Origin of the sequence: Streptomyces regalis, assembly GCF_001509475.1 — a bacterium.
Classification (GTDB): domain Bacteria; phylum Actinomycetota; class Actinomycetes; order Streptomycetales; family Streptomycetaceae; genus Streptomyces; species Streptomyces regalis.
This window is the reverse complement of the sequence record NZ_LLZG01000385.1, coordinates 1-22,832: the sequence shown is the minus strand read 5'-3', so window position 1 is coordinate 22,832 and position 22,832 is coordinate 1. Positions and strand designations below refer to the sequence as shown.

Genomic DNA, 22,832 nt, shown 5'->3' with positions numbered 1-22,832 from the left:
CGACTCAGGGGTGGTGCACGGTCCGGGACGGCGGTGCCCCGGCGATCAGGGGAGGCCGGTCCGGCGTCGGGCCGGCCCCGGTGAGCACGTCGGGCTCCTCCCGTGCGTCCGGCCCGGGCAGGAACACCGCGGCGGCCGGCTCATGGGGGCGGGCGAGCACCGACCAGAAGTCGTGCCGGGTCCAAGTGCCGCTGTTCACCGGGTCGTTGTCGGCGAACGTGTACGGCGCGTACTGGCGGCCCGTCGGATCCGGCTGGGTGAAGCGACCCCAGAAGCCGTTGTAGAGGTGGTGGTCGAGCACATGCGCGCTGCGCAGCAGCTGGTACGCGCCCCGGTAACGGAACGGATTGACCGCGGCGGCCTCTCCCGAGGCCGTCACCGCCCCGTGCGGTGTGTACCGGTAGCGCGTCGCGAGGCCGCCCTCCTCGTCCAGCAGCGCAAGGACCGAACCCTGCTGGTCGGTGACGGCCCAGAAGTGCCGTCCGTCCGAGGTGATGACGGCGAGCAGGGTGCCGTCCGATGCGCGCACGAAGTCGGTCGGCACGCCGTCGTCGGTGACGCGCACGATGCCCAGGGGACCGTGTGTCAGCACATGGGTGACGGTTCGGCCGTCGACGGTGGTCTCGGTGATGCGCCGGGGCAGTTCCTGCCCCAGCCCGTCGTACCCGACGTCGACGACCTGCCGGCCGCCGAACACCCCGGTAAGTGTCTGGTGGGTGGCGCTGTAGGTGAATGACCCCGTGGGGTTGGTCTCCTCCGTGAAGTTGCCGGCGCCGTCGTAGACGAACTCCGTCTCGCCGAACAGGGTGACCTGGCCCGCGGCGTTGAGCGTGAACCGAACGTCGCCCAGACGCACGAGGTGGTGCGCGTCGTCGTACTCGAACACGGTGTCCCCGGCTCGTGCCAGCCGTTTCAGCCCGTCGTAGGCGAAGCCGGTGAACTCGCCGTCGACCACCGTCGAGCGCAGGACGTCGGTGTCGGCGCCGCTGCCCGAGGCGTAGCCGTACTCGACGCCCAGCAGCCGGTCACCCGCCGCGTCCCGGACGGTGAGCGTGGTCCTGCGGCCGGAGGCGTCGTAGCCGATCTCCTGCGTGCCCCGGCCCAAGTCCACACCGGTGAGCCGGCCGGCCGCGTCATGGGTGAGCTGTGCCGTACGGCCCGCCGGTGTCACGACGGACGCCGGGCGACCCGCGGCGTCGTAGGTGTAGCGCGTGGTCCCCGCGGCGGTCGTCAACGAGGTGAGCGCGCCCTCCTGGTCGTAGGCGGCACGGATCTCCTCCCGTTCCGCCCCGGCCGTACGCACGGCCGACACCAGCCTGCTGCCGCCCACCGTGCTCAGCCAGTCGAAGTCGTACGACCAGCCGGGGCCCGACTTGTGGACCACGCGCCCCAGTTCGTCATGGGACAGCGAGATCAGGGTCTGTCCCGAGTCCTCGTCGGTGACCTCGGCGAGCCGGCCCGCCGGATCCGTCCGGTATCCGGTACGTCGGCCATTGCCGCTGACCACCTCGGTGATCCGGGAGAGCCCGTCGTATCGGAACACGGTCCGGCCCAGCGGCGCGGGCCGGACGACCTCGGTCAGGTTGCCGTCCGCGTCGTGGACGAAGGTGGTGACGGCGCTGTTGCCGTCGACCACAGTCGCGAGCCTGCCGTTTTCCGGATGGTAGGTCCGCGCGTCCAGTACGCCGTCCCGGCCGGGCGTCCGGGTCTGCCGCAGCCGGCCGGTGCCGTCGTACGCGAGGAGCAGTTCGTTGCCTGCCGGGTCGCGCAGCACCGTGGGCAGGCCGGGATGAGCCGGATCGCCGTAGACCAGGCTGGAACGCGCCGATGTCGGCAGGATCAGGCCGGTGGGCCGGCCCTCGTGGTCGTAGGTCCGGGTGAGCACCGCGCCGAGTGCGTCGGTGAGCGACACCGGGTTGCCGTCCGCGTCCCAGCCCTGCCGGATCTCGTTGCCGAGCGGGTCGGTCACGGCGGTCGGGCGGCCCTGCGCGTCGAAGGAGTGGATCGTACGGCGGCCCTCGGGCCCCACGACGACCGTGCGTCCGTCACCGTAGGAGAAGTCGAGACGCAGCCGATGCCCGGGGCCCGTCCAGTCGATCTCGGAGATCGCGTACATGCCGTCGTAGGAGAACCGGAGGGTTTCGCTGTTCGCGACGGTGAGGGCCACCAGTCGGTCCTCGGCGTCCCACACGAACTCCGTGACGAGCCCGGAGACATGACTGTGCCGCACCAGTCGGCCCAGGGCGTCGTACGCGTACGACGCCGCCTCCGCGCCGAGCGGGTCGAGTGTCTTGACGATCCGCCCCTCGCGGTCACGGTGCAGCACGGTGACCCGTCCCTGGTCGTCCGTGACGGTCAGGGGCTCCGCGGAGAGGTCGGGCGCCTGTCCCAGCCCCGTGGAGAACGTCCAGCCCGGGCCGAACCCCTCCTCGCTCCGCCGGAGACCGTGGTACTCGCGGACCAGGCGCAGATGACGGTGGGCCCCGGCGACCACCAGATCGAGCTGACGGACGATCAACTCGCCCTCGGACAGGTCGACCAGGATCTCCGTGAGATCACCGATCGGGATGCGCCGGACCCCGGACAACCAAGACGGTGGCCGGGACGGGGAGAAGCACAGAGCGGGCACGTCCTCGGGCGCGGGCACGGGCGGCTCCTCGTTCGGTATGCGGGACGACGCTCGCGGATGCGGGCCCCGTCGGCGGAGCACCAGGCTCGGCCGCGGCTCTAAAGCACCGCTAAGGCTCGCGCTCTGCCGATCCTTTCCGGTCAACTCGCGGGGGCGGGCGGGCCACGCCGGCTGCGCAGAGGCCGATGGGTGGTTGATGAACCTTCTGTTACAGGCCAGTTGACGTCCCCCGGGCTCTCTTACGCTGATGGCGGGCCACCGCTCTTCCCGGCCTGTTCAGGTGCGGGGACGAGGGAACCGAAACCGGGGGAAGGGAACTTGACGGATGACCGTCACGAGTATGGGAACGGTTGGACACAGCACGGTTCGTAGCGAAGAACTGCACCGACTTCTGCGCGCCGTCGAAGCGGCGCGCGCCGGGAGCTCCATGGCGATCGAGCTGGCGGGCGATCCCGGAGCCGGCAAGACCCGGCTGCTCACCGCCGTCGTCCACCGGGCGGTGGAGAAGGGGCTGACAGTGCTGCGCGGCCGCTGTGCGGAGGCCGAGCGGGGTGTGCCGTTCCACCCCTTCATCCAGGCGCTCACCACCTGGCGGGCGAAGGACGGCTCGGGAGCGGAGGTGCCCCAGGCCACCGCGCTGATCACGGCTCTGGCGGCCGGTCCCCCGAGCGAGGACGCGACCGACTTCACCCGACGCTGCCACTTCTACGCCGAACTGCGCCGCCTGCTGGCCGACTGCCTGGCCCACGCGACCGGCGGAATGCTGATCGCCCTCGACGACTGCCACTGGGCCGACCCCTGCTCGGCGGAGCTCCTGGACATGCTGGTGCGCTGGCCGGTCGAGGGAGGCCTCGCCCTCGTCGTCGCTCACCGGCCGAGGCAGGCGCCGGTCGAACTGCGGGTGGCGCTGCGGCACGGCATCGAACAGGGCGCCATCCAGGCCATCGAACTGCCTGCCCTGTCTCTGGAACAGAGCGCCGAGCTGCTCCATACGACGCCCGACGATCCGGCCCTCGCCCGGCTGCAGGAACAGAGCTGCGGCAACCCGCTCTACCTGGCGGCCCTGGCGTCGGCACGCCGGTCGGATGACCGGCTGGACATCTGGACCCGTGGCGGGTTCGGCGCACGACTGCTCGCCGAGACCACCCTCCTCGACGACATGGCGCGCACCGTCGCCAACGCGGCGGCGGTCCTCGGCGACCCCTTCGACGTGGACTCCGTGGCCGAGGTCGCCGGGATCGACCGTGACGAGGCGTGCTCGGTGCTCGGCCGACTGCGGCAGCGCGACCTGATACGGCCCGCGGCGGGCCCGGGCCTGCTGTCCTTTCGGCACCCGCTGCTGAGGAGCTGCCTGTACACGGCGGCGGACGCCTGCTGGCGCACCGGCGCCCACCGCAGGGCGCTCAGCAGGCTCTCCGCACTGGGCGTACCGGCCATCGAACTCGCCCCGCACATCGCACGCTCCGGATCCACGACCGAGGCGTCGGACCTGCGGGTGCTCGGGACCGCCACCCGTACGGCACTGCATCTGGGCAAACCCGCCGACGCCGCGCGCTGGCTGACGGTCGCCCTGCGGGTGCGCCGCACCGCGCGGCCGAGTCCTGAAGGCGAGGCGATCGGCCTCGAACTGTGGCGGTCGGTCGTCCTGGCCCTCACCGCCCACGGCGACGCCGAGGGAGTCCTCGCCCTGGCCCGGGACATCCCGGCCGGCCCGAACGGTGAGATCCCCCGGCTGGCCGCCGTGACCCTGCTGTCCGGCGTGCTGGCCGCGCTGGGCCGGGACGAGGAGGCCCAGGCGTTCATCGGCGCGGAACTCGGCTCTGACACCGCCATGGACCGCGACGCCACTGCCCTCCTCCATGTCCAACAACAGGTGGTCAAGGTCCTGTCGGGGCAGGTGCCGGCCCGTGCCGACGCGGAGGCGCTGGTACGTCAGACCGCCGGGGCGGCCCCCGGCACCGTGGCGGGGGCCCTCGTGCTGCGCGGTCTGTGCGCCGTCCTCGCCGGTGACACCTGCTCCGCCGAGCGGGCGCTGAACGCCGGTGCCCAGGCGTTGGACGAACTCGACGACGGCCGTCCGGCCGGCGACCAGGAGTCCGTCCACCTGCTCGTCCTCAGCTGGTCCGAAGCGCTCATGGGCTGGTACGAGCGGGCGTGCGACCACGGAGAGCGCGCGCTGAGCGCCGTACGTGAACGGGGTGACGCACATCTGCTGCCGCCGCTCCTCGACACGCTCGCGTACGCGCACTACCAAGCGGGGCACATGGCCGACGCCCTGCACGCCGCTCAGGAGGGCAGAGTGCTGGCCAAGGCCGCCGGACGTGCCGATCACGTCGGTCTCTCGGACGCGATCACCGCTGCCGCCTGGGCGCAGTTGGGCCGCACGGCCACCTGCACGGCCCGCCGTCCGCCGACCGGTGAGCCGCTCGCCGCGTCGCGCACGCCCCTCAACGCGCTCCTGATGGCCGAGTCCTATCTGACGGCGGGCGACGGGCCTTCGGCGATGGCCCTGCTCCTGCCCAGGAAGGAGGCCTGGCGGGTTTCCGAGCCCGTCGCCGTCCTCGCGGCACGGGGCTACGAGTTGCTGGCCGCCGCAGCGGTGCAGAGCGGCATGGACGCGGACAGCATCCAGGAGTGGGCCGATCACGCGACGGAGGCCGCTACGGCGGTGGGCCTCGCCGAGCAGCAGGGGCATGCCATGCTGGCCCACGGCCACGCGCTGATGAGCCAAGGGCTCACCAAGGAGGCCGCACAGCGCTACCGGGAGGCGTTCGAACTCTTCGGCGGCAACAGCCCGTCGGCCGCACGCGCCAAGGAGCTGGCGCGTGCGGCCGACCGGAGCACCGGGACGCGGCCCGAGCAACTGCTCGCCGAACTCACTCTGCGCGAGCGCGAGGTGGCGGAGCTCGCCGGGGAGGGCCGCAAGTCCCGGGAGATCGCGGAGAAGCTGCGCGTGAGTCCCCGGACCGTGGACGCCCACCTCACGCGGATCTACACCAAGCTGGGCGTCAACTCAAGAGCCGAACTGGCCCGGATCGTTGCCCTGTCGGGCTGAGAGCGACGGCTCAGGCGGTCGGAGAGCCGGACGGCCGTACATCTGCCGGTGACAGGGCACGGACGAGGTCGGCCACAGCCGCCAGATGGTCGGTCAGAAAGAAGTGACCGCCCTCGAACACACGCAGCCGGAAACGGCCCGACGTGTGGTGCTGCCACGCCGCCACGTCCTCGACGGACGCCTCGGTGTCCCGGTCGCCGGTGACGGCCAGCACCGGGCAGGCCAGCGGTCTGCCCGGTGTGGGTTCGTAGGAGGCGAGGGCGCGGTAGTCGCCGCGCAGCGCGGGCAGGATCATGCCGAGCATCTCCTCGTCGTCCAGCAAAGCCGCTCCGGTGCCGCCGAGGGCCCGCATCTTCGCGACGAGGGCGCCGTCGTCCATCAGCCGGTCCCCGGTGGATCGGGGCCGGGAGGGCGCGCGGCGTCCCGACACGACCAGCGCGGCGGGCTCGCCGACCGAACCGGCGGTGAGGCGTACGGCCGCTTCGTAGGCGAGCGAGGCACCCATGCTGTGGCCGAGAAGCGTCCTGGGCCGATCTGCGGGGCCCAGAGCCTCGCAGATCCGGTCGGCGAGCGTGTGCAGGTCGCCGACCGGAGCCTCGCGATGGCGGTCGTGCCGCCCCGGGTACTGGACCGCCAGCACCTCGACCTCTGGAGAGAGGGCCTCGGACAGGCCGTGCCAGCCGGCGGCGGAGCCGCCCGCGTGGGCGAAGCAGACGAGTTCCGAGGCCGCGTCGGGGCTCGGATGGAAACACCTGAGCCAGACCTCGCGGTCCGCGCGCCCCATGGTCAGACCGCCATGGGCAGGTCGAGGAGCCGGTCGGAGGTGAGTATCGCCTGGTGCAGTCGGCGCAACGACCGGCACGGCTCCAGCCCCAGCTCGGCACGCAGCACCTTTTGTGCGCGCCGGTACACCCGCAGGGCCTCGGCCTGTCGCTCGGAGCGGTACAGCACCAGCATCAGCTGCCGGTAGAACGACTCCCGGAACGGATACCGCGTGATCAGCCCGTCGAGCAGGCTGATCACCTCACGGTGCCGGCCCAGCGCGGTACGGGACTCGACGGACAGTTCCAGGCAGTCCAGCTGTTCGGCCTCCACCCACGTGCTGAACGCGGAGAGTGCCGGGCCCTCGGCCATGCCGTCGAGAACCGGACCGCGGACCAGCAGCAGTGCCAGCTCGAACGCCTCCAGCGCCGCCTCGTGATGCCCCGCCAGCTGATGATTGCGGCCGGTGCGGATCAGCTCCTGGAAGTCGGTCACGTCGTAGCCGGCATCGTCGAGGACGAGCACATAGCCGGAGGGCTTGGTGAGGATGGCGCCTCCTGCGCTGTCCCCGGCGGTCACAAGGAACTTGCGCAACTGCGAGAGATAGACATGCACGGCCGCGGAGGCCCGCTTGGGAGGTTTGTCGCCCCACAGCTCCGTGATCAACTGTTCCTTGGTGGTGACACGGCCCGCCCCGATGAGCAGAGTCGCGAGCGTCATCTCCATTTTGGGGGCGCTGAGAGAGAAGTTTCCCACTCCGTCAGAGACACGGAGCGGGCCAAGCAGCTCATAGCGCATCGAAACCTCAAGGGATGTTGGGAACCTGCTTTCGAATTTGATGTCCATCACTGTGCAGGGGCGTGCACCGTCCGCACATCGGAGAAAGTACGTACGTAGACGGGCTGGCCGAAATGCGTCGCGACGTTCGGTGTTCGACCACCGCGGGTCCATCCTGTGGCGCTTGGCTTTGGAACCGCTTTGGCCTCCCACCTCACTCTCACGGGATGCGTGAGCTTGCCCTGCGCTGTGTGCGCGCCATCGGGGAGGCGGTCGTACGATTCGGCCTCCTGTGGATCCACGTCCCGCCGCCCACATGGCCTCCTCCGCCACTGACCGGCCCTCCGCCCGGCCATCCCGAGCGCCTGTGTCCGGGGGAGGTGCCCACATACCTGGAACGGATGCTGCACAACGATCATTGACCGGGGCTGCTTGGACGGCGTCCATGCGCAGCTCGGATCGCGCAGCTGCGGGTTCGGCCCCGGAGGTCCGCTCGGGTGGAATCCCGGTGGCATGGCGGTGGTGCTCCTTCGTCGTCGTCCGATGCGGGCCGGCATCCAGCGCAGACGCCGGTGAGTTCGACGGTGTGCTCGACCTCGGCGAAGCCGGTGTCGGTCGCGATTCGTCCGGCCCAGGTGGTGGCGGTGCCCGTCGGCGGGCCGCTCTTGGCAAAGCCGCTCCTGGGATTGAGGTGATATAAAATGGAAACCATTTTCAGTGGCGGAGGGAGTGCAGGATGACTGACGCCGGAGGCGACCGCCGGGACCGCCCCTTCACCCTTGTCGTCTGCGCCTCCTGCGAGGCCGGGACCGATCAGGTGATGGACGGGCTGCGCCTGGCGATCCGCAGCTGCCCCCACGGCGTCATGGTCTCCACCGGCTGTCTGGAGAAGTTCCTGCGCTGCCGCGGCCGGCGTGGGCTGCACGCCGCCGTACAGCCGTGCACGGTGGACCGCCGGCCCACGGGCGCCGTCGTACGTCTCGGCCCGCTCGTCACCGAGGCCGACGCCGACGCGGTCGGGGCGTGGCTGCGGGCCGGCATGCCGGACGACGGCACACTGCCCGACCGGCTGCGTGCGGCGCCCGCTTCGCAGCACGTCGCCCACCTCAACTGAGGGACGACGGCGCGCCCGAGGGCCTGGGGCAGACGGATCGGCCGTATCCGCTGGAGGGCGCTGTCACGTCGAGACCGCCTGTTCGCCGGCTGACTGCCAGGCCGCGCCGTTGTGCCGACGGGCGCGGGACCGGGCCAGCAGTCCGTGCCGGGGTGCCAGGCACCAGGTCACGGCGAACAGTGCGGTCAGCGCGCAGACGATGGAGCCGCCGGCAGCCAGGTCGTAGGCGTATGAGACGTACAGCCCGGCCGGCGCGCCCGTGCCGCCGAACGTCGAAGCCGGCAGCGTCATCGCCCACAGCCGTTCGGTCAGCATGCGGGCCGCGGCGGCCGGGGTGATGAGCAGGGACAGGACCAGGATGTTGCCCACCGCCTCCAGGGACATCACGATCGTGGCGGTGACGACGGCGTAGAGGATCAAGTCGAGCCACGTGACCGTAAGCCCGGCCGCCCTCGCCGTCTCGCGGTCGAGGCTGACGGCGACCAGTTCCTTGCTCAACGGCAGGACGACAGTCACCAGGAGCGCGCCGACGCCTGCGGCCGTGGACACCAGGACGATGCCGAGTCCGAATGCGCAGGAGAAGAACACGCCGATGACGGTGTCCTCCTTCAGGCGGCGGTTCTGCGAGACCAACGCGATGAGGATCGAGGTGGTCAGGCCGGCGAGCGCCCCGCCGAGGAGCAGGTTGCCATGGAAGGCGTAGGCGAGTGCGACGCCCGGGAACGCCGAGTGGGACACGGTCTCGCCGTTGAACGCCATGCCGCGCAGGACGACGTACACGCCGACGACCCCGCACACCCGCCCGGTGATCACAGCGACGGCGAACGCCCGCTGCATGAACGGAAGTTGCCAGGGATCGGTGAGGAATTCCACGACGCTCACGCGGCCCTGCCTTCCTGGCTCTCCTGGGTGGCTGCGATCGCCGTGTCCAGGCCGAAGGCGCGCAGCATCTGCTCGGGGTCGGCCAGGCGGCCGAAGAGGTCGTTGAGAAGTTCCTGGGTGGGGACGTCCCACGCCGTCCTGTCCCGTGCCCACGACCTGCAGGCACCACCGGAGTTCTTCACCGAAGCCGTGCAGGACTGACTCGGGGCCACCCGGTGACGATGTGCCCCGTCAAGTTCCTTGAGTCAGGGTCAGTCCTGCGGAGTGAGCCGGACGATCGGGATTTCGCGGTCGGTCCGTTGTGCGTACTCGTCGTACAGCGGGAAAAGAAGATGCGGGCCATCTGGGGTCAGAGGAGCCCGCGTTCGGCCGGGGACGCGACCCGGGCGCGAGCGGTGAACCGACGGCCGCCGACCTGCACCCCGACGCTCGGATCCGCGCGCATCTCCCCGCACCTCCTCGTGGTCACCCCAGGAAGGTGGCAGCCCGAGCGGTACCGCGTCATGGGCCGATCAGGTGGAACAGGAAGGTGGCAGCCCGAGCGGTACCGCGTCATGGGCCGATCAGGTGGAAGCGGAGGGCCGATCGGGGCCAAGTACGCCGAATCGGCGGGACGTTCGGTCCGGGACGTGTACGTGCCGATGACGTGCCCTCGGTCTCCGCCTGTGTGGCGGGCGGGCGACTGTGCCCTGACCGGGCCCGGAAGAGGGACCAACGGCCCCTCACCATGCTGCCGCGGTGCTCTCACGCTCGTAGGACGCCAGTACTTGTCCACCGTCTGCACGGGAGGAGGCCGGCATGCGCACCGTGCCCCTCGATGCGGCGACCCTGGAATCCTGCATCTCGGCCGCCGTGGCCGCCCCCTCGATCTACAACACCCAGCCGTGGCGCTTCCGGCTCGACCCGGAGACCGCCGCACTGGACGTGCACGCCGTTCCGGAACGGGGGCTGCGCCACGTCGATCCCGTCGGTCGGGCCCTGCACCTGTCCGTCGGCGCCGCTGTCTTCAACCTACGCATTGCGGCGGCCCACTTCGGCTGGACCCCCGTCGTACGTCTGCTGCCGGATCCCGAGGATCCAAGCCTGCTCGCCAACCTCCGGCTGTCCGGGGCGGGCCGCCGTGCACCCGCGGGGCACCGCGCCGATCTCTATCCGATGATCTGGCGCAGGCACAGCAGCCGGGTTCCGTTCTCCGGTCGGCCGCTTGCGCCGAACGTGCGGGCCGAACTCGGCGAAGCCGCCCACGCGGAAGGCACCCTGCTGACCTTTCCCGGTGCTGCCGAGACGGCACGGCTGCTGCGCTTGGCGAGGGTGGCCGAGCACCGCAATCGCACTGACCCCGACCGGGCCGTGGAGAGCCGCCGATGGGTGCACCGGGACCCGGACGACTCCGCAGATCTCGGCATACCGCGAGCGGCACTGGGGCTGCAGGACGCGCACGAGCAGTTCCCCATACGCGACTTCACCGCACAGCGGCACACCGAGCGGCTCCCCGCCAAGCCCTTCGAGTCCCACCCCGTGGTGGCCCTGCTGGCCACCGAGCACGACCGCCGCAGTGACTGGCTGCGCGCGGGACAGGCGCTGGAGCACGTCCTGCTGGTGGCGACGGCGTACGGTGTGCGCGCTTCCTTGCTGCACCAGCCGATCGAGTGGCCCGACCTGCGCCGCGACCTGAGTCCTGTACCGGACCTGACAGGGCACGCGCAGATGCTGATTCGGCTCGGGTACGGCCCTGAGGGCCCGGCCAGTCCGCGACGTGCACCGGAGCAGCTGTACGACGCCGAGTGACGGGGCAACGGCCTCGTCAGCCCGCTGCGCCGGACAGGCTTCCGCCGGGAGCGGGAGCTTCGGGCAGACAGCCGTTGGTCTCGAAGCCGCGCCGCTTAGCCCCGTTGCGCTCAGCATCCGCAGGACGCGGTCGCTGTCGGCTTCGAGCCGCAGCCAGCCGTGCTGGGTGAGAGGCGGTCGTCATAGCGACGGCACGTTCGGTCGGGTGCACAGCGACGGTGGTGGCATGGACACCGGTGTCCTTGACGGTCATGTGCTCCGCTCCTTACTGATGGTCGGACAGCAGCTCCAGACTCCTTCGGCGACCGGTGTCGGCGTCGTGCTGCTGGCCACCGCGCTGCCCGCCACGTAACCCCTCCCGGCGGGAGACAGCGCTGAGGTTCTGCCGGCGGCAGTCGCTGCCGTAGGGATGAACCGCTGACAACGGGTAGTCGGTAGGACAAACCCATTTCCAGGCATCCTCGGGGCACGGCCGGGCCACGGCTGCTCCCGGGTATGACATGACACTGCGCCGGAGCCGATCATGGCACTGTTGATCTACGACATCGACGGCCACCGGATCGTAGAGGTGAACGAAGTCGTCGACATCGCCAATGTCGAGCAGTTCGCGGCCGAACTCGACACCTCGATCCGGGAAAGTCCCGAGCGGACAGTGATCGTGGACCTCGGCTGCTCGCTCCTGACCACGGACGGCGTCACCTTCCTCGAACGCGCCCACGCGGTCGCGACGCGATGCGGCCGGGTCCTGCGGATCACGGCACGCCACCGCATCAGCCGCAAGGTGCTGCGCATCACGGGAGCCGATCACCTGCTCGACGTCCACCCCGATCTCCCGACCGCGATGCGCGCCGCCTGACCACCGCGTGGCGCACTCTGCCCCTGTGGACTCCAGGCCCCGGGCCCCTCGGCCCGCAGCGAGGGACTGGCGGCCCTCGCCACCCGCTCGCCGCCGTCGGAGGGTGGAGGGCACACGGGGAACCGCGCCCGCACAGGCGGCTCCCCGGACGAGTGAGGAGCCGCGATGCCGACCCGGGAGATCGATGCCACCGCGCTGGAAACGCTGCTGGCAGCAGCGGTGGCGGCGCCCTCGATCCACAACACACAGCCCTGGCGCTTCGGCATGGACCCGGCCACCCGGTCCATCGAGGTCCGCGCCGACCGCAGACGGGCACTGCCACTGGCCGATCCGGAGCAACGCGCCCGGCACCTGTCCGTGGGCGCCGCGCTCTTCAACCTCCGCGTCGCTGTCGCGCACCTGGGCTGGGAATCAGTCGTACGGCTGCTGCCCGATCCCGCCCATGCCGACCTGCTGGCAACCGTGCAATTGACCCGCGCCGCGGGCGACCCGCCGGACTACCAGTGGCTGTACCCGGCCATCGAGCGGCGCCACACCAGCCGGATGCCGTTCACCGGCCGCCCGGTGCCCGAGCCGGTCGTCGCGGAGATGGTCGCGGCCGCACAGGCCGAGGGCGCGCGGCTGCACGTACCGGGCATCGCCGGGACCCGTCGGCTGCTGCGGCTGACCGCCGCGGTCGAGGCACGCAACCAGGCCAGCCCGGCACGCACCGCCGAAACACGTACCTGGATCACCGCCCCGGCAGCGAGTACGCCGTATGGAATCCCGTTCACTGCCCTCGGTCCGCAAGACACAGCAGGGCGAATGCCGATGCGGGACTTCACCGGCCCGCTGCCAGTGCTGCGCCTGCCGGCCCTGCGCTTCGAGCGCCACGCCCAGCTGGCCCTGCTGTGGACCGCGCACGACCGACCGGAGAACTGGCTGCGTGCGGGGCAGGGCTTGGAGCGCGTGCTGCTGACGGCGACTGAGTACGGGCTGCGGACCTCCATGCTGCACCAGGCGATGGAGTGGCCGGATCTGCGCGATGCGGCCCGCCTCCGACAAAGGCGGTGCTGCCCGCAGCTGCTGATCCGTTTCGGCTACGGCCCCGAGGGCGGGAGGACCCCGCGGGCGACAGCCCGTCCGGACAGCTCCTGAAAACCGAGGCTGCCCGCCCAAAGACCGGACAGTGACGGGCGGCGCGGCCGCCGCCGCGCAACGCACGCAGACAGACCGCCAGACACCAAGGCAGGGCGACGTCCGGCTGAACCATCTGCGCGGCCCTGCATCGCCGCCGGGTGCTGTCCGGCATGAGCCGAAGCTCAGCGTGAGGCGCTGCCCCCCACCGCGTCTTCGGCGCCGACAATCTCCCGCCCCGTGACGAGCTCGGACTCGATCCGTACGAAGACCCCGTCGCTCGCGACCGCCCAGGAACGGGGGCCGGTCCGCAGCAGCCGCTCGTGCTGGGCGGGGTCGGTCACCACCATTGCCCGGCCGGTGACCACCACGCTCCACCCGGACCGAGTGGAGGCATCGAACTCGTCCACCTCGAACGCGACCACGACCCCGTCGACGGCACGCACCAGCTCCGAGCGGGCCGAGGTGCGCAGCACCACGGAGGAGTCCGCGTCGAGGGAGAAGTTGACCGGCAGGACTGCGGGCAGCGCCTGCCTGGTGTAGACGATGCGCCCGACCGGCACCTTGGCCAGCAGCCGCAGACACTCCTGCCGGTCGAGCGTGCGAAAGCCGTCGTTGTGGAACATCAGTCCATGCTCCCTCCCGGGGCCGAGCCCCTGTTAGGGCCGACCGGCCCCAACCAACCCCGGACGGGTGCGCGGTCCTGCTGCCACCCGGCCCAGAAACCGGGGACCGCCGGGCCCGGTGATCGAGGACTGATGGCCCACCCGTTCAGAGCGTCGCGATGCGGATAGTGGCAGCAGGTCACCGGCACGCGCTGAGCGGCCGCAGGGCCTGCGGCCCCGGACCGACAACCGGGGCCGCCCATGGCGAGCAGGAAGGGCGGGCGGCATGCTCCTGCCGTCTAGAAAGCAAAGCGAGGCACCGGCCGAGTCCGTGTCCGGGCGGGCCTGGCTGATGCTGGCGTTGGCCACGGTCGGCTTCGCCGTCGACTTCTGGGCCTGGGCGCTGCTGAGCCCGCTCGGCCCGCGCTTCAAGGACTCCCTCGGGCTGTCCTCGTTCGAGCAGTCGTTGCTGGTGGCGGTGCCGGTCGTGGTCGGCTCACTCGGGCGGATCCCGGTCGGTGCGCTGACCGACCGGTTCGGCGGCCGGGTGATGTTCCCGCTGGTGTCGGCGGCCACCATCGTCCCGGTCCTCTACCTGGGCCTCGCCGGGCACGACTCGCTGGCCGCGCTGCTCGTGGGCGGCTTCTTCCTCGGCATCGGCGGCACCGCCTTCGCCGTCGGGGTGCCTTTCGTCAGCGCGTGGTTCCCGCCCGAACGGCGCGGACTGGCGATCGGGATCTTCGGCGCCGGCATGGGCGGCACCGCGATCAGCGCCCTGACCACGGTCAAGCTCGTCGACGCCCACGGCATGGCCAACCCCTTCCTGATCACCGCCGCCGTACTCGCGGTCTACGCTGCCGCGGCCGCACTGCTCCTGAGGGACGCTCCCGGCCGCACGGTGCCCACCGAGCCGCTCGCCCGCCGCCTGGCCGCCACACTGGGGCTCGGCATCACCTGGCAGGCATCCGCGCTGTACGCGGTCGCGTTCGGTGGCTACGTGGCCTTCTCCGTCTACCTGCCCACCTACCTCAAGACCGGCTACGGGCTGACCCAGGCGGACGCCGCCAACCGCATGGCCGGCTTCGTGCTCCTCGCAGTGGCGATGCGCCCCCTTGGAGGCTGGCTGTCGGACCGCCTCGGCCCGGTGCAGGTGCTGGCCGGATCGCTGGCCGTGGTCCTCGCCGGAGCCCTCGCACAGTCCTTCACCCCGTCCCTGGCACCGGTCGGAACCATCGCGTTCCTGTCCATGGCTGCCGCCCTCGGCGCGGGCAGCGGCGCCACCTTCGCCCTGGTCGCCCTGCTGGCCCCGGCCAACAAGGTCGGCTCGGTCACCGGCATCGTCGGCGCGGCCGGCGGCCTGGGCGGGTTCGTGCCGCCGCTGCTGATGGGCTCGCTGTACGGCGCGTACGGCTCCTACGCGATCGGCCTCGTCCTGCTGGGCCTGGTGGCCGCCGCCGCACTGACCTTCACCGAAGCCGGCGTACGCCGCGCGGTCACCCGCGGGAGTTCAAGACCAACACCGAGCTGACCCGGGCCATCCACGCGATGACCATGGAGCTCCACAGGCGTCTGATCGACGACGACGGCGAGCGGTAGGCGGCCCGAGAACACGCTTCGCTGGGCTTGCGTAGACCCCGACTACAGCACGCGCGCCGAACCGGCCGGCATCCTTACCGCCCTCGACGCACTGCGCTGACCGGCCTGGTGCCGCAGGCTCCCGCGGCACCGGGCCGGCCGGTCCGGAGGCGGTCAGATGGAGAGGGTGGTGCCGTCGAAGCGGCTGAGGGTGAAGGCCGCGTCCTCCAGCGTGGCCTCCTTGGCCTCGCGCAGGACACCGATGGCGATCTCCTCGCCCAGCCGGACGGCCTGGGTGTAGTCGGTGCGCCAGTGGACGCCGGCCATGTTGCGGCCGGTGGCGATGTTGGCGGCGACCTTGTTGAGCTCGCCGCCGACGGTGAGCCGGTCGGCGTCCGGGCCGGTGTACCGCTCCAGGGCGGTGCCGTCCGTGGTGGGCACGACCGGGTCGGCCAGGATGTGCGACTCGTCGAACCACGCCTTGAGGATGGTCACGCACGCCCCGGCCACGGTGGCGTGCCCGGCGCCGTACGAGGGGTGGGTCGGGCTGCCTTCCGGGAACGCCTGCGGCAGCAGGTAGCTGCCGTGCTTCTCGAAGACCCGCTTCACGGCGACCGAGTCCAGCACGCCGGAGTGGATCGGGTACTCGCGCTGCCCGCGCAGCTGCTGGTGGACCCGGCCGCCGAACTCCTCGGGGCGCAGCCGCCGGTGCACGTACCACTTCTGGAACCACACCGCCTTCAGCGCGCGGGTGGCCACCTCGGTGACCAGTGAGAGGATGTGCGGTCCGCCGTACGTCCCGAAGCCGATCTGGTTGCGTGAGAAGTTGTACGGATTGCCCGCGTCCACCGGGGCGTTGTTGCCCAGCAGGATGAGCGCGGCGTTGAGGTAAGCCTCGTACAGCGCGTCGAAGTGCACGTAGTGCGCCAGGTCGCGCGGGGTCTGGATGTAGCGCCGGTGGGTGAAGTCTCGCTCGTCCGGCTCGGGTTCGGAGCCGTTCTGCACCTCCAGCCAGTCACCCCAGGTGGTCAGGTGGTCGACCGGACGGACGAGGGTGTCCTGCCGCTGGTCGATCAGCAGCGTGCCGTACGGGATGTCCTTGAGCAGGAACTGCGAGAGGTACGGCCCGGCCAGATCGCCCCGGGTGTCGCCCCGGAAGATGGTCTGGGGGGTGACCCGGCCGTCCAGCTTCGGCGCCCGGAAGTCCTCCAGCCCGCTCAGCTCACCGGCCGCCTCGGCGACCAGCTCGCTGTCACCGAACCGGGTGAACAGCACATCACGGCACAGCGCCATCCAGTACAGCTCGACCGCCTCGGCGGAATTCTGCGGGCTGTCGATGCGCGGCGCGGGCGGCATGGACAGGGCCTGGGCGTCCGGGCCCTGCGGGTCGAAGGCCAGCCCGGCCTGCGGGTTGGTCAGTTTGCGGGTGTCTGCGAGCGGGATCCGCTCGAAGTCCTCGTAGCTGCCTGTGGCCAGCGCCCGGCGCAGCAGGTGGTACGCGGCCGGGTCGACCTCTCCGAACTTGTTGTGCGGCAATCCCTTGGAGTAGTTCGCGACGAAGGGGTGGTCCGTCTCCTCCCCGTTGGAGGCGTGGACCGGTACGTGGCGCTGGAACTCCGCCTCGGCGGCCCGGACCCGCGCGTCGCGCGCGGCAAAACGACGATCACTCATACGAATCCCCCGTATTCCCCCATGAGTTGTGCGTGACATCGCACTCGTCTCATAAGACACCGGGCACCCAGGAATAGTTGCGCAATAGACGGCAATCGGCGACATCTCTACATATGCGGGGCTGGGTTCCGGATGGGTCCGGCAAGGATCGGTGCATACGGCGAAGTCCGCGGCGGAACGCCACCGCGCACGACGCCGGATCCGCTCCGATGGCACGCCTTCGTCAGTGGCGGTGCTTGCCGCTTGCCGCTTGCCGCTCGCCGGTGCAGCCGGGCCGGCCGCCCGACCGGCATCGAGGCCGTCGAAGCGCGAGCGGAGAGGGCTTGACCGCATGGAGGGCGGGACGGCTCAGGGCTGTGGAGCCCTGCCCATCTCCATGGCGAAGACCGCCGGGTGGCTGTCGTACCCTCGGATGATCTCGTGCATCTCCCAGGCTCCGGTGGCACTCCGGGTGAACTCCGCGATCGTCGCGGCGGTGGAGTCGGCGACCTGCGCGAAGTCGTATGCCAGCAGCTCTTTGTACCCGTCGACGACCAGCACCCCGGCGTTCGCTATGTCGCCGAAGGTTTTGGGGCCGCTGCTCTGATGGATCGCCACACCCGCGACCACCCGCGCGTAGGAGGACGCCAGCCGGTCGAGTTCCAGGACCATCACCTCGACGAAGCCAAAACCCTGACCGGTCTGGCTGTGCCGGCTCATGTTGATGGTGCCGTCCGGTGAGCGGCTGTCGAAGTGGACGACGTACAGGGGGCGTCCGTGAGGGGAATCCGCCGAGTAGGTCGCGGCGACGATGTCGAGATGATGGGGCGGCTCATTCCAGGGGCTCGGATCCCACCGGAGCCTGACCTCGACCTTGCCGAGTCCTGCGCTGTGGCTGCTCACCGGACGCTGCCCCTCCCGTATCAGGCCGCCGCGGGATGATCTCCGCATGCCCAAGTATGGCTCTCGGCCATTCTGTTGATGCCTCGCGTGCCTGGGTTCTCGGCGGATCTGTGAGCCTGGGCCATTGACCCGTGTCCCCTTGGCTTGCATCCCGGAGAGCCTCGTACGCGTGCGGAATCTCTGGCCGGAGCCTTGCTGTGAGCTGCGGCGGATGCCTGTTCCCCCTGATGTTCCCCATGCGAGGGCAATGCCCACCGGCGCAGTGTGCACTGACGGGTGCCGGCCCTTGCTGGCCGGGTTCTGCCCGCCGAGGACTGCCGGGTCCAGGCCGCCTTCGCCGCACAGGCCGCCGTAGTCCTGGTCCGCCGGCGCCTGCAGCAAGAGGCCGGCCAGGCAAAGGAACTCGCCGAGGGCAACCGCATCCGCACCGCGCTGCCGGCCACCGTCAGCCACGACCTGCGTACCCCGCCGGCCGGCATCAAGGCCGCGGTCACCCCCCGACCCCGAGTCGGCCGTCGTCCTGGACATCCCCGAGACCCTGCCGATGGTCGCCGTCGACGAGGGCCTGCTGGAAGAACGGCTGCAGCCGCGGCACCTCGCGGTCCGGGAGCATGGGTGCCTCGGGATCGTCGCGGTCATGACCATTCGCGGGCCGGCCTGGTCGCGTACGCGGCCGATGCGGATCCCCCGCGAGCGCGGAGATGACCAGGGCAAGGGAGAACGCCGCGGTGGTCGCGCCGGTGGACCAGCCCGTGGCGGCGTGATCTGCGGGTTCAGGACGGGGAAGGCGTAGTGGACGATGTTCCAGCTGGTGATCTGTGTGACGCAGAGGCGGGCAGGGTGGCGCGGGGCCGCGACCGGTCCCTGGATCCGGTCGCGGCCCGGCCATTGCGAGTGCTGAGAGCGGTCACGAGTCGCAGCAGCCGCCCCCGGCCTGGTCGGCCTCGGGGGCGTCGAACAGTCCGGCCCCGCCGCACACCCCGGTCTCGGGGAGGGTGAGTTCGACGCGGTCGGCGGACTCCAGGTCCCCGGCGATGGCGGCGACCACGGAGCGGACCTGCTCGTAGCCGGTCATCGCCAGGAACGTCGGGGCGCGGCCGTAGGACTTCATGCCGATCAGGTAGATGCCCTGCTCGGGGTGGGCGAGTTCGCGGTGGCCGTGGGGGTAGACGGTGCCGCAGGAGTGCTGGTTGGGATCGATCAGCGGTGCGAGCGCGACCGGGGCCTCGAGCCGCTCGTCCAGTCCGAGTCGGATCTCGGACAGAAAAAGGACAGGTCCGGGCGGAACCCGGTGAGCGCGATCACCTCGTCGACCGCGTTGAGACGGCGGCCGTCCTCGGCGACGAGGACCAGGCGGCCGTCGGCGTCGCATTCGATCGCCTCGGTGCGGAAGCCGGTGACCGCGTCGGCGTAGCCCTCGTCGACGGCTGCCTTCGCCGCGAGCCCCAGGGCGCCGGGGGCGGGCAACTGGTCAGCGGTGCCGCCGCCGAAGGTGGAGCCGGAGATGCCGCGGCGCAGGATCCACACCGCCTTCGTGCCGCTGCCGTCCTCGGCCTTGGCCAGGTGGGCGAGAGCGGTGAAGGCGGAGGCGCCGGAGCCGATTACGGCGGTGCGCCTGCCCGCGTAGCGAGCGCGTACGGCCCGGTCCATCAGGTCCGGGACGCGGTAGGTGATCCGGTCGGCCGCTGCCTTCTCACCGAGGGCAGGCAGGCCGCTGCCGCCGGCGGGGCTGGGGGTGGTCCAGGTGCCGGAGGCGTCGATGACCGCGCGGGCGAACAGACCCTCCTCCCGGCCGTCTGCGTGGGTGACGTGGACGACGAACGGCTGAGTCTCGCGGTCGGCGTCGACGATGCGGTCGCGCCCGGCGCGGGAGACACCGGTCACCCGGGCACCGAAGCGCACGCGCCTGGCGAGGACGTCGGCGAGAGGCTCCAGGTACTGCTCGGCCCAGTCCCCGCCGGAGGGGTAGGTCACCGGGTCGGGCTTGCTCCAGCCGGTCGGGGCGAGGAGTTTTTCGGCGACCGGGTCGGTGACCTCGCCCCAGGTGGAGAAGAGACGGACGTGCGCGCACCGCTGCCCCGGCTCCGATCGCTACGACGGGCAGCTCGGTGGTGGGCGCGTTCACGGCGACTCCTTGCTTGTTTTGGCATCCGTCGATGCTTGCGCGGCCGGCATGGTAGCTGTTTCGATATATGTCAACATAGACATTCATCGAATTATTCATTCGTGGAGCGCGTCGACGTGGTGGTGTTCGGCGCAGGGCAGTCCGGCCTTGCGGCGGCGCATGCCCTGCTGCGTCAGAGTCTGAAGCCGGTGGCGCTGGAGGCGACCGCCGCCTGGATGCGGACATCCGCACGGGCCGCCGCGTGGCCGCCGTCCGGCGCGCTCACGGTGGCTCCGACGTGGAGACGGAGGGCGGCGGGCGGATAGCGGCCCGCAGCCGGCCTTGACGGGATCCTCACCGCTGGCTCGACTCCAGCGTCGCGAGGAGACCTGACTCGCCCTGCGGACGGCCGATCAGCGGATGACCTGAACGTCGGCGACAACGTTCCTTTCATCTCGACCACACCATCGGGCCCAGTGGGCGCCGAAAGCGATGAATTTGGCTGCGGATCGCAGTCTCGTCACGGTAACCAACCGATGGGAGTGGAGATGGGCAAGCTGCATCAGGTGGCCGACGGCGTCTGGGTCCGGCAGAGCGAGTGGGTCTGGAGCAATTCCATCGCGGTGCGCGGGGAGGATGGGTTGATCCTGATCGATCCCGGCATCGATGGCTCCGAGTTGGACCAACTCGCCGATGCCGTGGACCAGCTCGGCATTCCTGTGGTTGCCGGGTTCTCCACCCATCCCCACTGGGACCACCTGCTCTGGCATTCCCGGTTCGGCGACGTGCCGCGCTACGCCACCCCCGCCTGCGCCCGGGTTGCCGGTGGAGCGCGAGAGCGGGCGCAGGCGATGGCGGCGGAGAGCGCGTCGGGTATCCCTCTCGAGCTGGTCGCGCTCGTCACCCCGCTGCCCGCGGACGGCGGACCCGTGCCGGGCGAGATCATCGAGCACCAGGCGCACGCTGTCGGTCACGCCGCGATCCTCCTCGCGGACCATGGCGTCCTGCTCGCCGGCGACATGCTCTCCGACGTGCTGATCCCGCTCTTCGACTTTCGCCAAGACGACCAGGTGGGCGCCTACGAGACGGCACTCGACCGGCTGGATGAGGCCGCCAGGCATGTCGATGTCGTGGTCCCCGGCCACGGCGCCGTTGCCGAGGGTCCCCAGGTGGCGGCCCGCCTCGCCGCCGATCATGCCTACATCGACGCGCTCCGGCGAGGAGAGGAACCGGTCGATGCGCGTCTGGGGCCGCATGCGGACTGGCTCTCCGGCATCCACCGGTCGAACCTGGAGCAGGCGCGAGGGCGGTAGGGCCTTCTGGTGGCTCGCGCAACCTGTACCGACTCCGAGGTTCTGGTCACGATGCGTTACGGCCCCCGCTCGGGGCTCACTTGCTCCACGAGTGCACCGCCCAGGTGCGGCGGCAACACGGTCGGCAGCAGCTCCCCGCACTCGGCGACTGTCACGCCGCCTGTAACGGAGCGTCACCGGCGCACGGAAGCATGATCGGCTTCACGGAAATCTTGACAGAGTCGCGATTTGCCTGTCAGTGCATCCTCGGGCCGCTTCCTGCGCGAGCCTGCGATGCAACTCGTCATCGACGACTGCCGCTCCCGCGCCGTTACCGGCCTGGCCTGGCCTGCCCTACCTCGCCGGCCTCCCCGGCGCCCTGGGTGACGCCGGGCGGCCCCTCCATCGTCAGGGCGTCTCCCGGAACCACCGGGGTCTGGCATACGCCGGGCTGGAGTGGCAGCCAAGTCTGTCGTCGAACGTCCTCCGAGGCGTTGGCCGGGACGCGGCCCGCATCTCCCGCCATCTGGCCGCCCGCCTGGGGTACAGGTGAACCCAGCCCGGTTGCTTCGATGTGTGTCAACATAGACGCATGTCGAATGCCGAGGTGCTGCCGCTGCTGGAGACCGACGGCCAGGGTGTGGTGCCTTGCTGCCCGCCGTTGACCGAGCGCCCGATGACCGCCGATGAGGCCGAGACGGCCGCGCGGATGTTCAAGGCGCTCGGCGACCCGGTCCGCCTGCGGCTGTTCTCCGCGGTGGCCTCGCATGAGGCCGGCGAAGCGTGCGTGTGCGACATCTCCGACGTCGGCGTCTCCCAGCCGACCGTGTCCCATCACCTGAAGAAGCTCAAGGAGGCCGGGCTGCTGACCTCTGAGCGGCGCGGCACTTGGGTGTACTACCGGGTGGAGCCCTCCGTGTTTGCCGCGATGGGCCAGCTGCTGGCCACGGCACCGGCTGCGGCGTGACCGCGCGCTGCCCGAGCGCGTCGGCGGTACAGATTGGGCAAGAGGAGCGAACAGACGCGAGCGACGACGGGATGGAGCTGGCCGACGCGCAGCGGGCGCAGTGGCAGAGCACGTACATCGCCCACCCGGGGATGTACGGCGAGCATCCCTCCGTGCCCGCCGTCCATGCTGCTGAAGTGTTCGGTGCGGCCGGTGCACGTGACGTGCTGGAGCTGGGGGCGGGGCACGGTCGCGACGCGCTGTTCTTCGCGCGGGAGGGCTTCACGGTGCGGGCTGCTGACTTCAGCAGGACCGGTCTGGAGCAGCTTCGGGAGGCGGCCCGGGCCGCAGCACACGCACACTTCGGAGCCGGCACGGCCCATGGGGACGACATCTTTGAACACGGCGGGTTCGCCGTGCACTTCTTCGACCGTGATCTGGTCGACTCCCTGGCCGACGGCTGGGTGCTCGACGATGTGCACTTCTTCGCGGAAGGCGACCTTCCGCGCCGCCTGTGGCGTTGAGGCCAGGGAGTCGGCGAGGGGCCCGACCCGGCCGCCCCCTTGTCGACCTGCCCGCCTGCCTTCGACCCTCCCCGACGACCTCGCCGCCGTCCACGACAAGCTCGGCTACGCCCCCCGCGCGTCAACGACCGCCGGCGCCGGCGTCACCAGTACCCGTCAGGCACGGGCGAGTTCGGCGGCGCCGAAGGAGACGTCGAACCGGTCGCACCAGATGCTGACGCTGCTGTACCGGGCCGGATCGACGTCTTCGGGCA

At 70.9% G+C, this 22,832-nt stretch carries 21 protein-coding genes and 3 pseudogenes; 12 read left to right on the top strand and 12 right to left on the bottom strand.

Going from position 1 to position 22,832, the window contains the following annotated elements:
• Nucleotides 1-4: 4 nt before the first annotated feature.
• Nucleotides 5-2,647, bottom strand: a complete 2,643-nt coding sequence (locus tag ADL12_RS39145; RefSeq protein WP_244188213.1) for a DUF6531 domain-containing protein — start codon at nucleotides 2,645-2,647, stop codon at nucleotides 5-7.
• A gap of 307 nt (nucleotides 2,648-2,954) precedes the next feature.
• On the opposite strand from ADL12_RS39145, the gene ADL12_RS39140 reads away from it, so the two are divergent.
• Nucleotides 2,955-5,684 carry an ATP-binding protein gene (locus ADL12_RS39140; RefSeq protein ID WP_062712128.1) on the top strand — a complete coding sequence of 910 codons (2,730 nt, stop codon included), beginning with the start codon at nucleotides 2,955-2,957 and terminating at the stop codon, nucleotides 5,682-5,684.
• Between the two features lie 10 nt (nucleotides 5,685-5,694).
• Here ADL12_RS39140 and ADL12_RS39135 read toward each other — a convergent pair whose 3' ends face one another.
• On the bottom strand, nucleotides 5,695-6,468 hold the full coding sequence (locus ADL12_RS39135) for a thioesterase II family protein (RefSeq protein WP_062712125.1): 774 nt from the start codon (nucleotides 6,466-6,468) through the stop codon (nucleotides 5,695-5,697).
• A gap of 2 nt (nucleotides 6,469-6,470) precedes the next feature.
• Nucleotides 6,471-7,166 (bottom strand): AfsR/SARP family transcriptional regulator, encoded by a 696-nt coding sequence (locus ADL12_RS39130; protein WP_244188211.1) that lies wholly within the window; start codon nucleotides 7,164-7,166, stop codon nucleotides 6,471-6,473.
• Between the two features lie 191 nt (nucleotides 7,167-7,357).
• Between ADL12_RS39130 and ADL12_RS58705 the strand changes: the two genes are divergently transcribed.
• Together ADL12_RS58705 and ADL12_RS39125 are read left to right on the top strand one after the other, a co-directional pair.
• A complete protein-coding gene (locus ADL12_RS58705; protein WP_425265195.1) occupies nucleotides 7,358-7,645 on the top strand; it encodes a DUF6059 family protein in 288 nt (95 codons plus the stop codon).
• Nucleotides 7,646-7,959: 314 nt separating this feature from the next.
• On the top strand, nucleotides 7,960-8,337 hold the full coding sequence (locus tag ADL12_RS39125; RefSeq protein ID WP_062712118.1) for a hypothetical protein: 378 nt from the start codon (nucleotides 7,960-7,962) through the stop codon (nucleotides 8,335-8,337).
• A gap of 63 nt (nucleotides 8,338-8,400) precedes the next feature.
• On the opposite strand, the gene ADL12_RS39120 is transcribed toward ADL12_RS39125, so the two are convergent.
• Together ADL12_RS39120 and ADL12_RS54515 are read right to left on the bottom strand one after the other, a co-directional pair.
• Nucleotides 8,401-9,219, bottom strand: coding sequence for a metal ABC transporter permease (locus ADL12_RS39120; RefSeq protein WP_244188210.1), 819 nt, complete (start codon nucleotides 9,217-9,219; stop codon nucleotides 8,401-8,403).
• Nucleotides 9,216-9,431, bottom strand: a complete 216-nt coding sequence (locus ADL12_RS54515; protein WP_062712113.1) for a hypothetical protein — start codon at nucleotides 9,429-9,431, stop codon at nucleotides 9,216-9,218. Before ADL12_RS54515 ends, ADL12_RS39120 begins: the two co-directional genes overlap by 4 nt.
• A 586-nt stretch (nucleotides 9,432-10,017) precedes the next feature.
• Between ADL12_RS54515 and ADL12_RS39110 the strand changes: the two genes are divergently transcribed.
• The 4 genes from ADL12_RS39110 to ADL12_RS39100 all read left to right on the top strand — a co-directional run bounded on the left by ADL12_RS39110 (nucleotide 10,018) and on the right by ADL12_RS39100 (nucleotide 13,000).
• Nucleotides 10,018-11,007, top strand: a complete 990-nt coding sequence (locus tag ADL12_RS39110; RefSeq protein ID WP_062712110.1) for an Acg family FMN-binding oxidoreductase — start codon at nucleotides 10,018-10,020, stop codon at nucleotides 11,005-11,007.
• Nucleotides 11,008-11,233: 226 nt separating this feature from the next.
• Nucleotides 11,234-11,359, top strand: a complete 126-nt coding sequence (locus tag ADL12_RS57885) for a hypothetical protein (RefSeq protein ID WP_279617191.1) — start codon at nucleotides 11,234-11,236, stop codon at nucleotides 11,357-11,359.
• Between the two features lie 171 nt (nucleotides 11,360-11,530).
• Nucleotides 11,531-11,863, top strand: coding sequence for an STAS domain-containing protein (locus ADL12_RS39105; protein WP_062712108.1), 333 nt, complete (start codon nucleotides 11,531-11,533; stop codon nucleotides 11,861-11,863).
• 165 nt (nucleotides 11,864-12,028) lie between these two features.
• Nucleotides 12,029-13,000, top strand: coding sequence for an Acg family FMN-binding oxidoreductase (locus ADL12_RS39100; RefSeq protein ID WP_062712106.1), 972 nt, complete (start codon nucleotides 12,029-12,031; stop codon nucleotides 12,998-13,000).
• Between the two features lie 164 nt (nucleotides 13,001-13,164).
• On the opposite strand, the gene ADL12_RS39095 is transcribed toward ADL12_RS39100, so the two are convergent.
• Entirely contained in the window at nucleotides 13,165-13,605 is a 441-nt protein-coding gene (locus ADL12_RS39095; RefSeq protein WP_062712105.1) for a pyridoxamine 5'-phosphate oxidase family protein, read from the bottom strand.
• A 265-nt stretch (nucleotides 13,606-13,870) separates the two neighbouring features.
• On the opposite strand from ADL12_RS39095, the gene ADL12_RS39090 reads away from it, so the two are divergent.
• Complete coding sequence (locus tag ADL12_RS39090) at nucleotides 13,871-15,112, top strand: nitrate/nitrite transporter (RefSeq protein ID WP_062712103.1); 1,242 nt, start codon at nucleotides 13,871-13,873, stop codon at nucleotides 15,110-15,112.
• A 221-nt stretch (nucleotides 15,113-15,333) separates the two neighbouring features.
• On the opposite strand, the gene ADL12_RS39085 is transcribed toward ADL12_RS39090, so the two are convergent.
• Nucleotides 15,334-16,830, bottom strand: coding sequence for a vanadium-dependent haloperoxidase (locus ADL12_RS39085; protein WP_062712101.1), 1,497 nt, complete (start codon nucleotides 16,828-16,830; stop codon nucleotides 15,334-15,336).
• A 348-nt stretch (nucleotides 16,831-17,178) separates the two neighbouring features.
• Nucleotides 17,179-17,712: a TerD family protein gene (locus tag ADL12_RS39080; RefSeq protein WP_062712098.1), complete on the bottom strand. Its 534-nt coding sequence runs from the start codon at nucleotides 17,710-17,712 to the stop codon at nucleotides 17,179-17,181.
• A 282-nt stretch (nucleotides 17,713-17,994) separates the two neighbouring features.
• Here ADL12_RS39080 and ADL12_RS57285 point away from each other — a divergent pair.
• Nucleotides 17,995-18,207 (top strand): annotated as a pseudogene (locus ADL12_RS57285) (hypothetical protein); the annotation flags it as partial.
• Here the strand turns inward: ADL12_RS57285 and ADL12_RS58700 are convergent.
• From ADL12_RS58700 to ADL12_RS51670, 3 genes and pseudogenes are all read right to left on the bottom strand, one after another.
• On the bottom strand, nucleotides 18,203-18,325 hold the full coding sequence (locus tag ADL12_RS58700; protein ID WP_425265196.1) for a hypothetical protein: 123 nt from the start codon (nucleotides 18,323-18,325) through the stop codon (nucleotides 18,203-18,205). The pseudogene ADL12_RS57285 and the gene ADL12_RS58700 sit on opposite strands and share 5 nt — an antisense overlap.
• A gap of 17 nt (nucleotides 18,326-18,342) precedes the next feature.
• Nucleotides 18,343-18,623: pseudogene (locus tag ADL12_RS57280) on the bottom strand (MFS transporter); the annotation flags it as partial.
• Nucleotides 18,624-18,628: 5 nt separating this feature from the next.
• A pseudogene (locus tag ADL12_RS51670) lies at nucleotides 18,629-19,779 on the bottom strand (SidA/IucD/PvdA family monooxygenase); the annotation flags it as partial.
• A 585-nt stretch (nucleotides 19,780-20,364) separates the two neighbouring features.
• Here ADL12_RS51670 and ADL12_RS39065 point away from each other — a divergent pair.
• From ADL12_RS39065 to ADL12_RS39055, 3 genes are all read left to right on the top strand, one after another.
• The gene (locus ADL12_RS39065; RefSeq protein ID WP_062712092.1) at nucleotides 20,365-21,129 is read left to right on the top strand and encodes an MBL fold metallo-hydrolase; all 765 of its coding nucleotides are present in this window, start codon (nucleotides 20,365-20,367) and stop codon (nucleotides 21,127-21,129) included.
• 571 nt (nucleotides 21,130-21,700) lie between these two features.
• Complete coding sequence (locus tag ADL12_RS39060) at nucleotides 21,701-22,075, top strand: ArsR/SmtB family transcription factor (RefSeq protein WP_062712089.1); 375 nt, start codon at nucleotides 21,701-21,703, stop codon at nucleotides 22,073-22,075.
• 71 nt (nucleotides 22,076-22,146) lie between these two features.
• Nucleotides 22,147-22,578, top strand: a complete 432-nt coding sequence (locus tag ADL12_RS39055) for a class I SAM-dependent methyltransferase (RefSeq protein ID WP_062712085.1) — start codon at nucleotides 22,147-22,149, stop codon at nucleotides 22,576-22,578.
• A gap of 156 nt (nucleotides 22,579-22,734) precedes the next feature.
• Here ADL12_RS39055 and ADL12_RS51660 read toward each other — a convergent pair.
• Nucleotides 22,735-22,832: DM13 domain-containing protein (locus ADL12_RS51660; RefSeq protein ID WP_167364396.1), on the bottom strand; the 98-nt coding region annotated here is incomplete at its 5' end.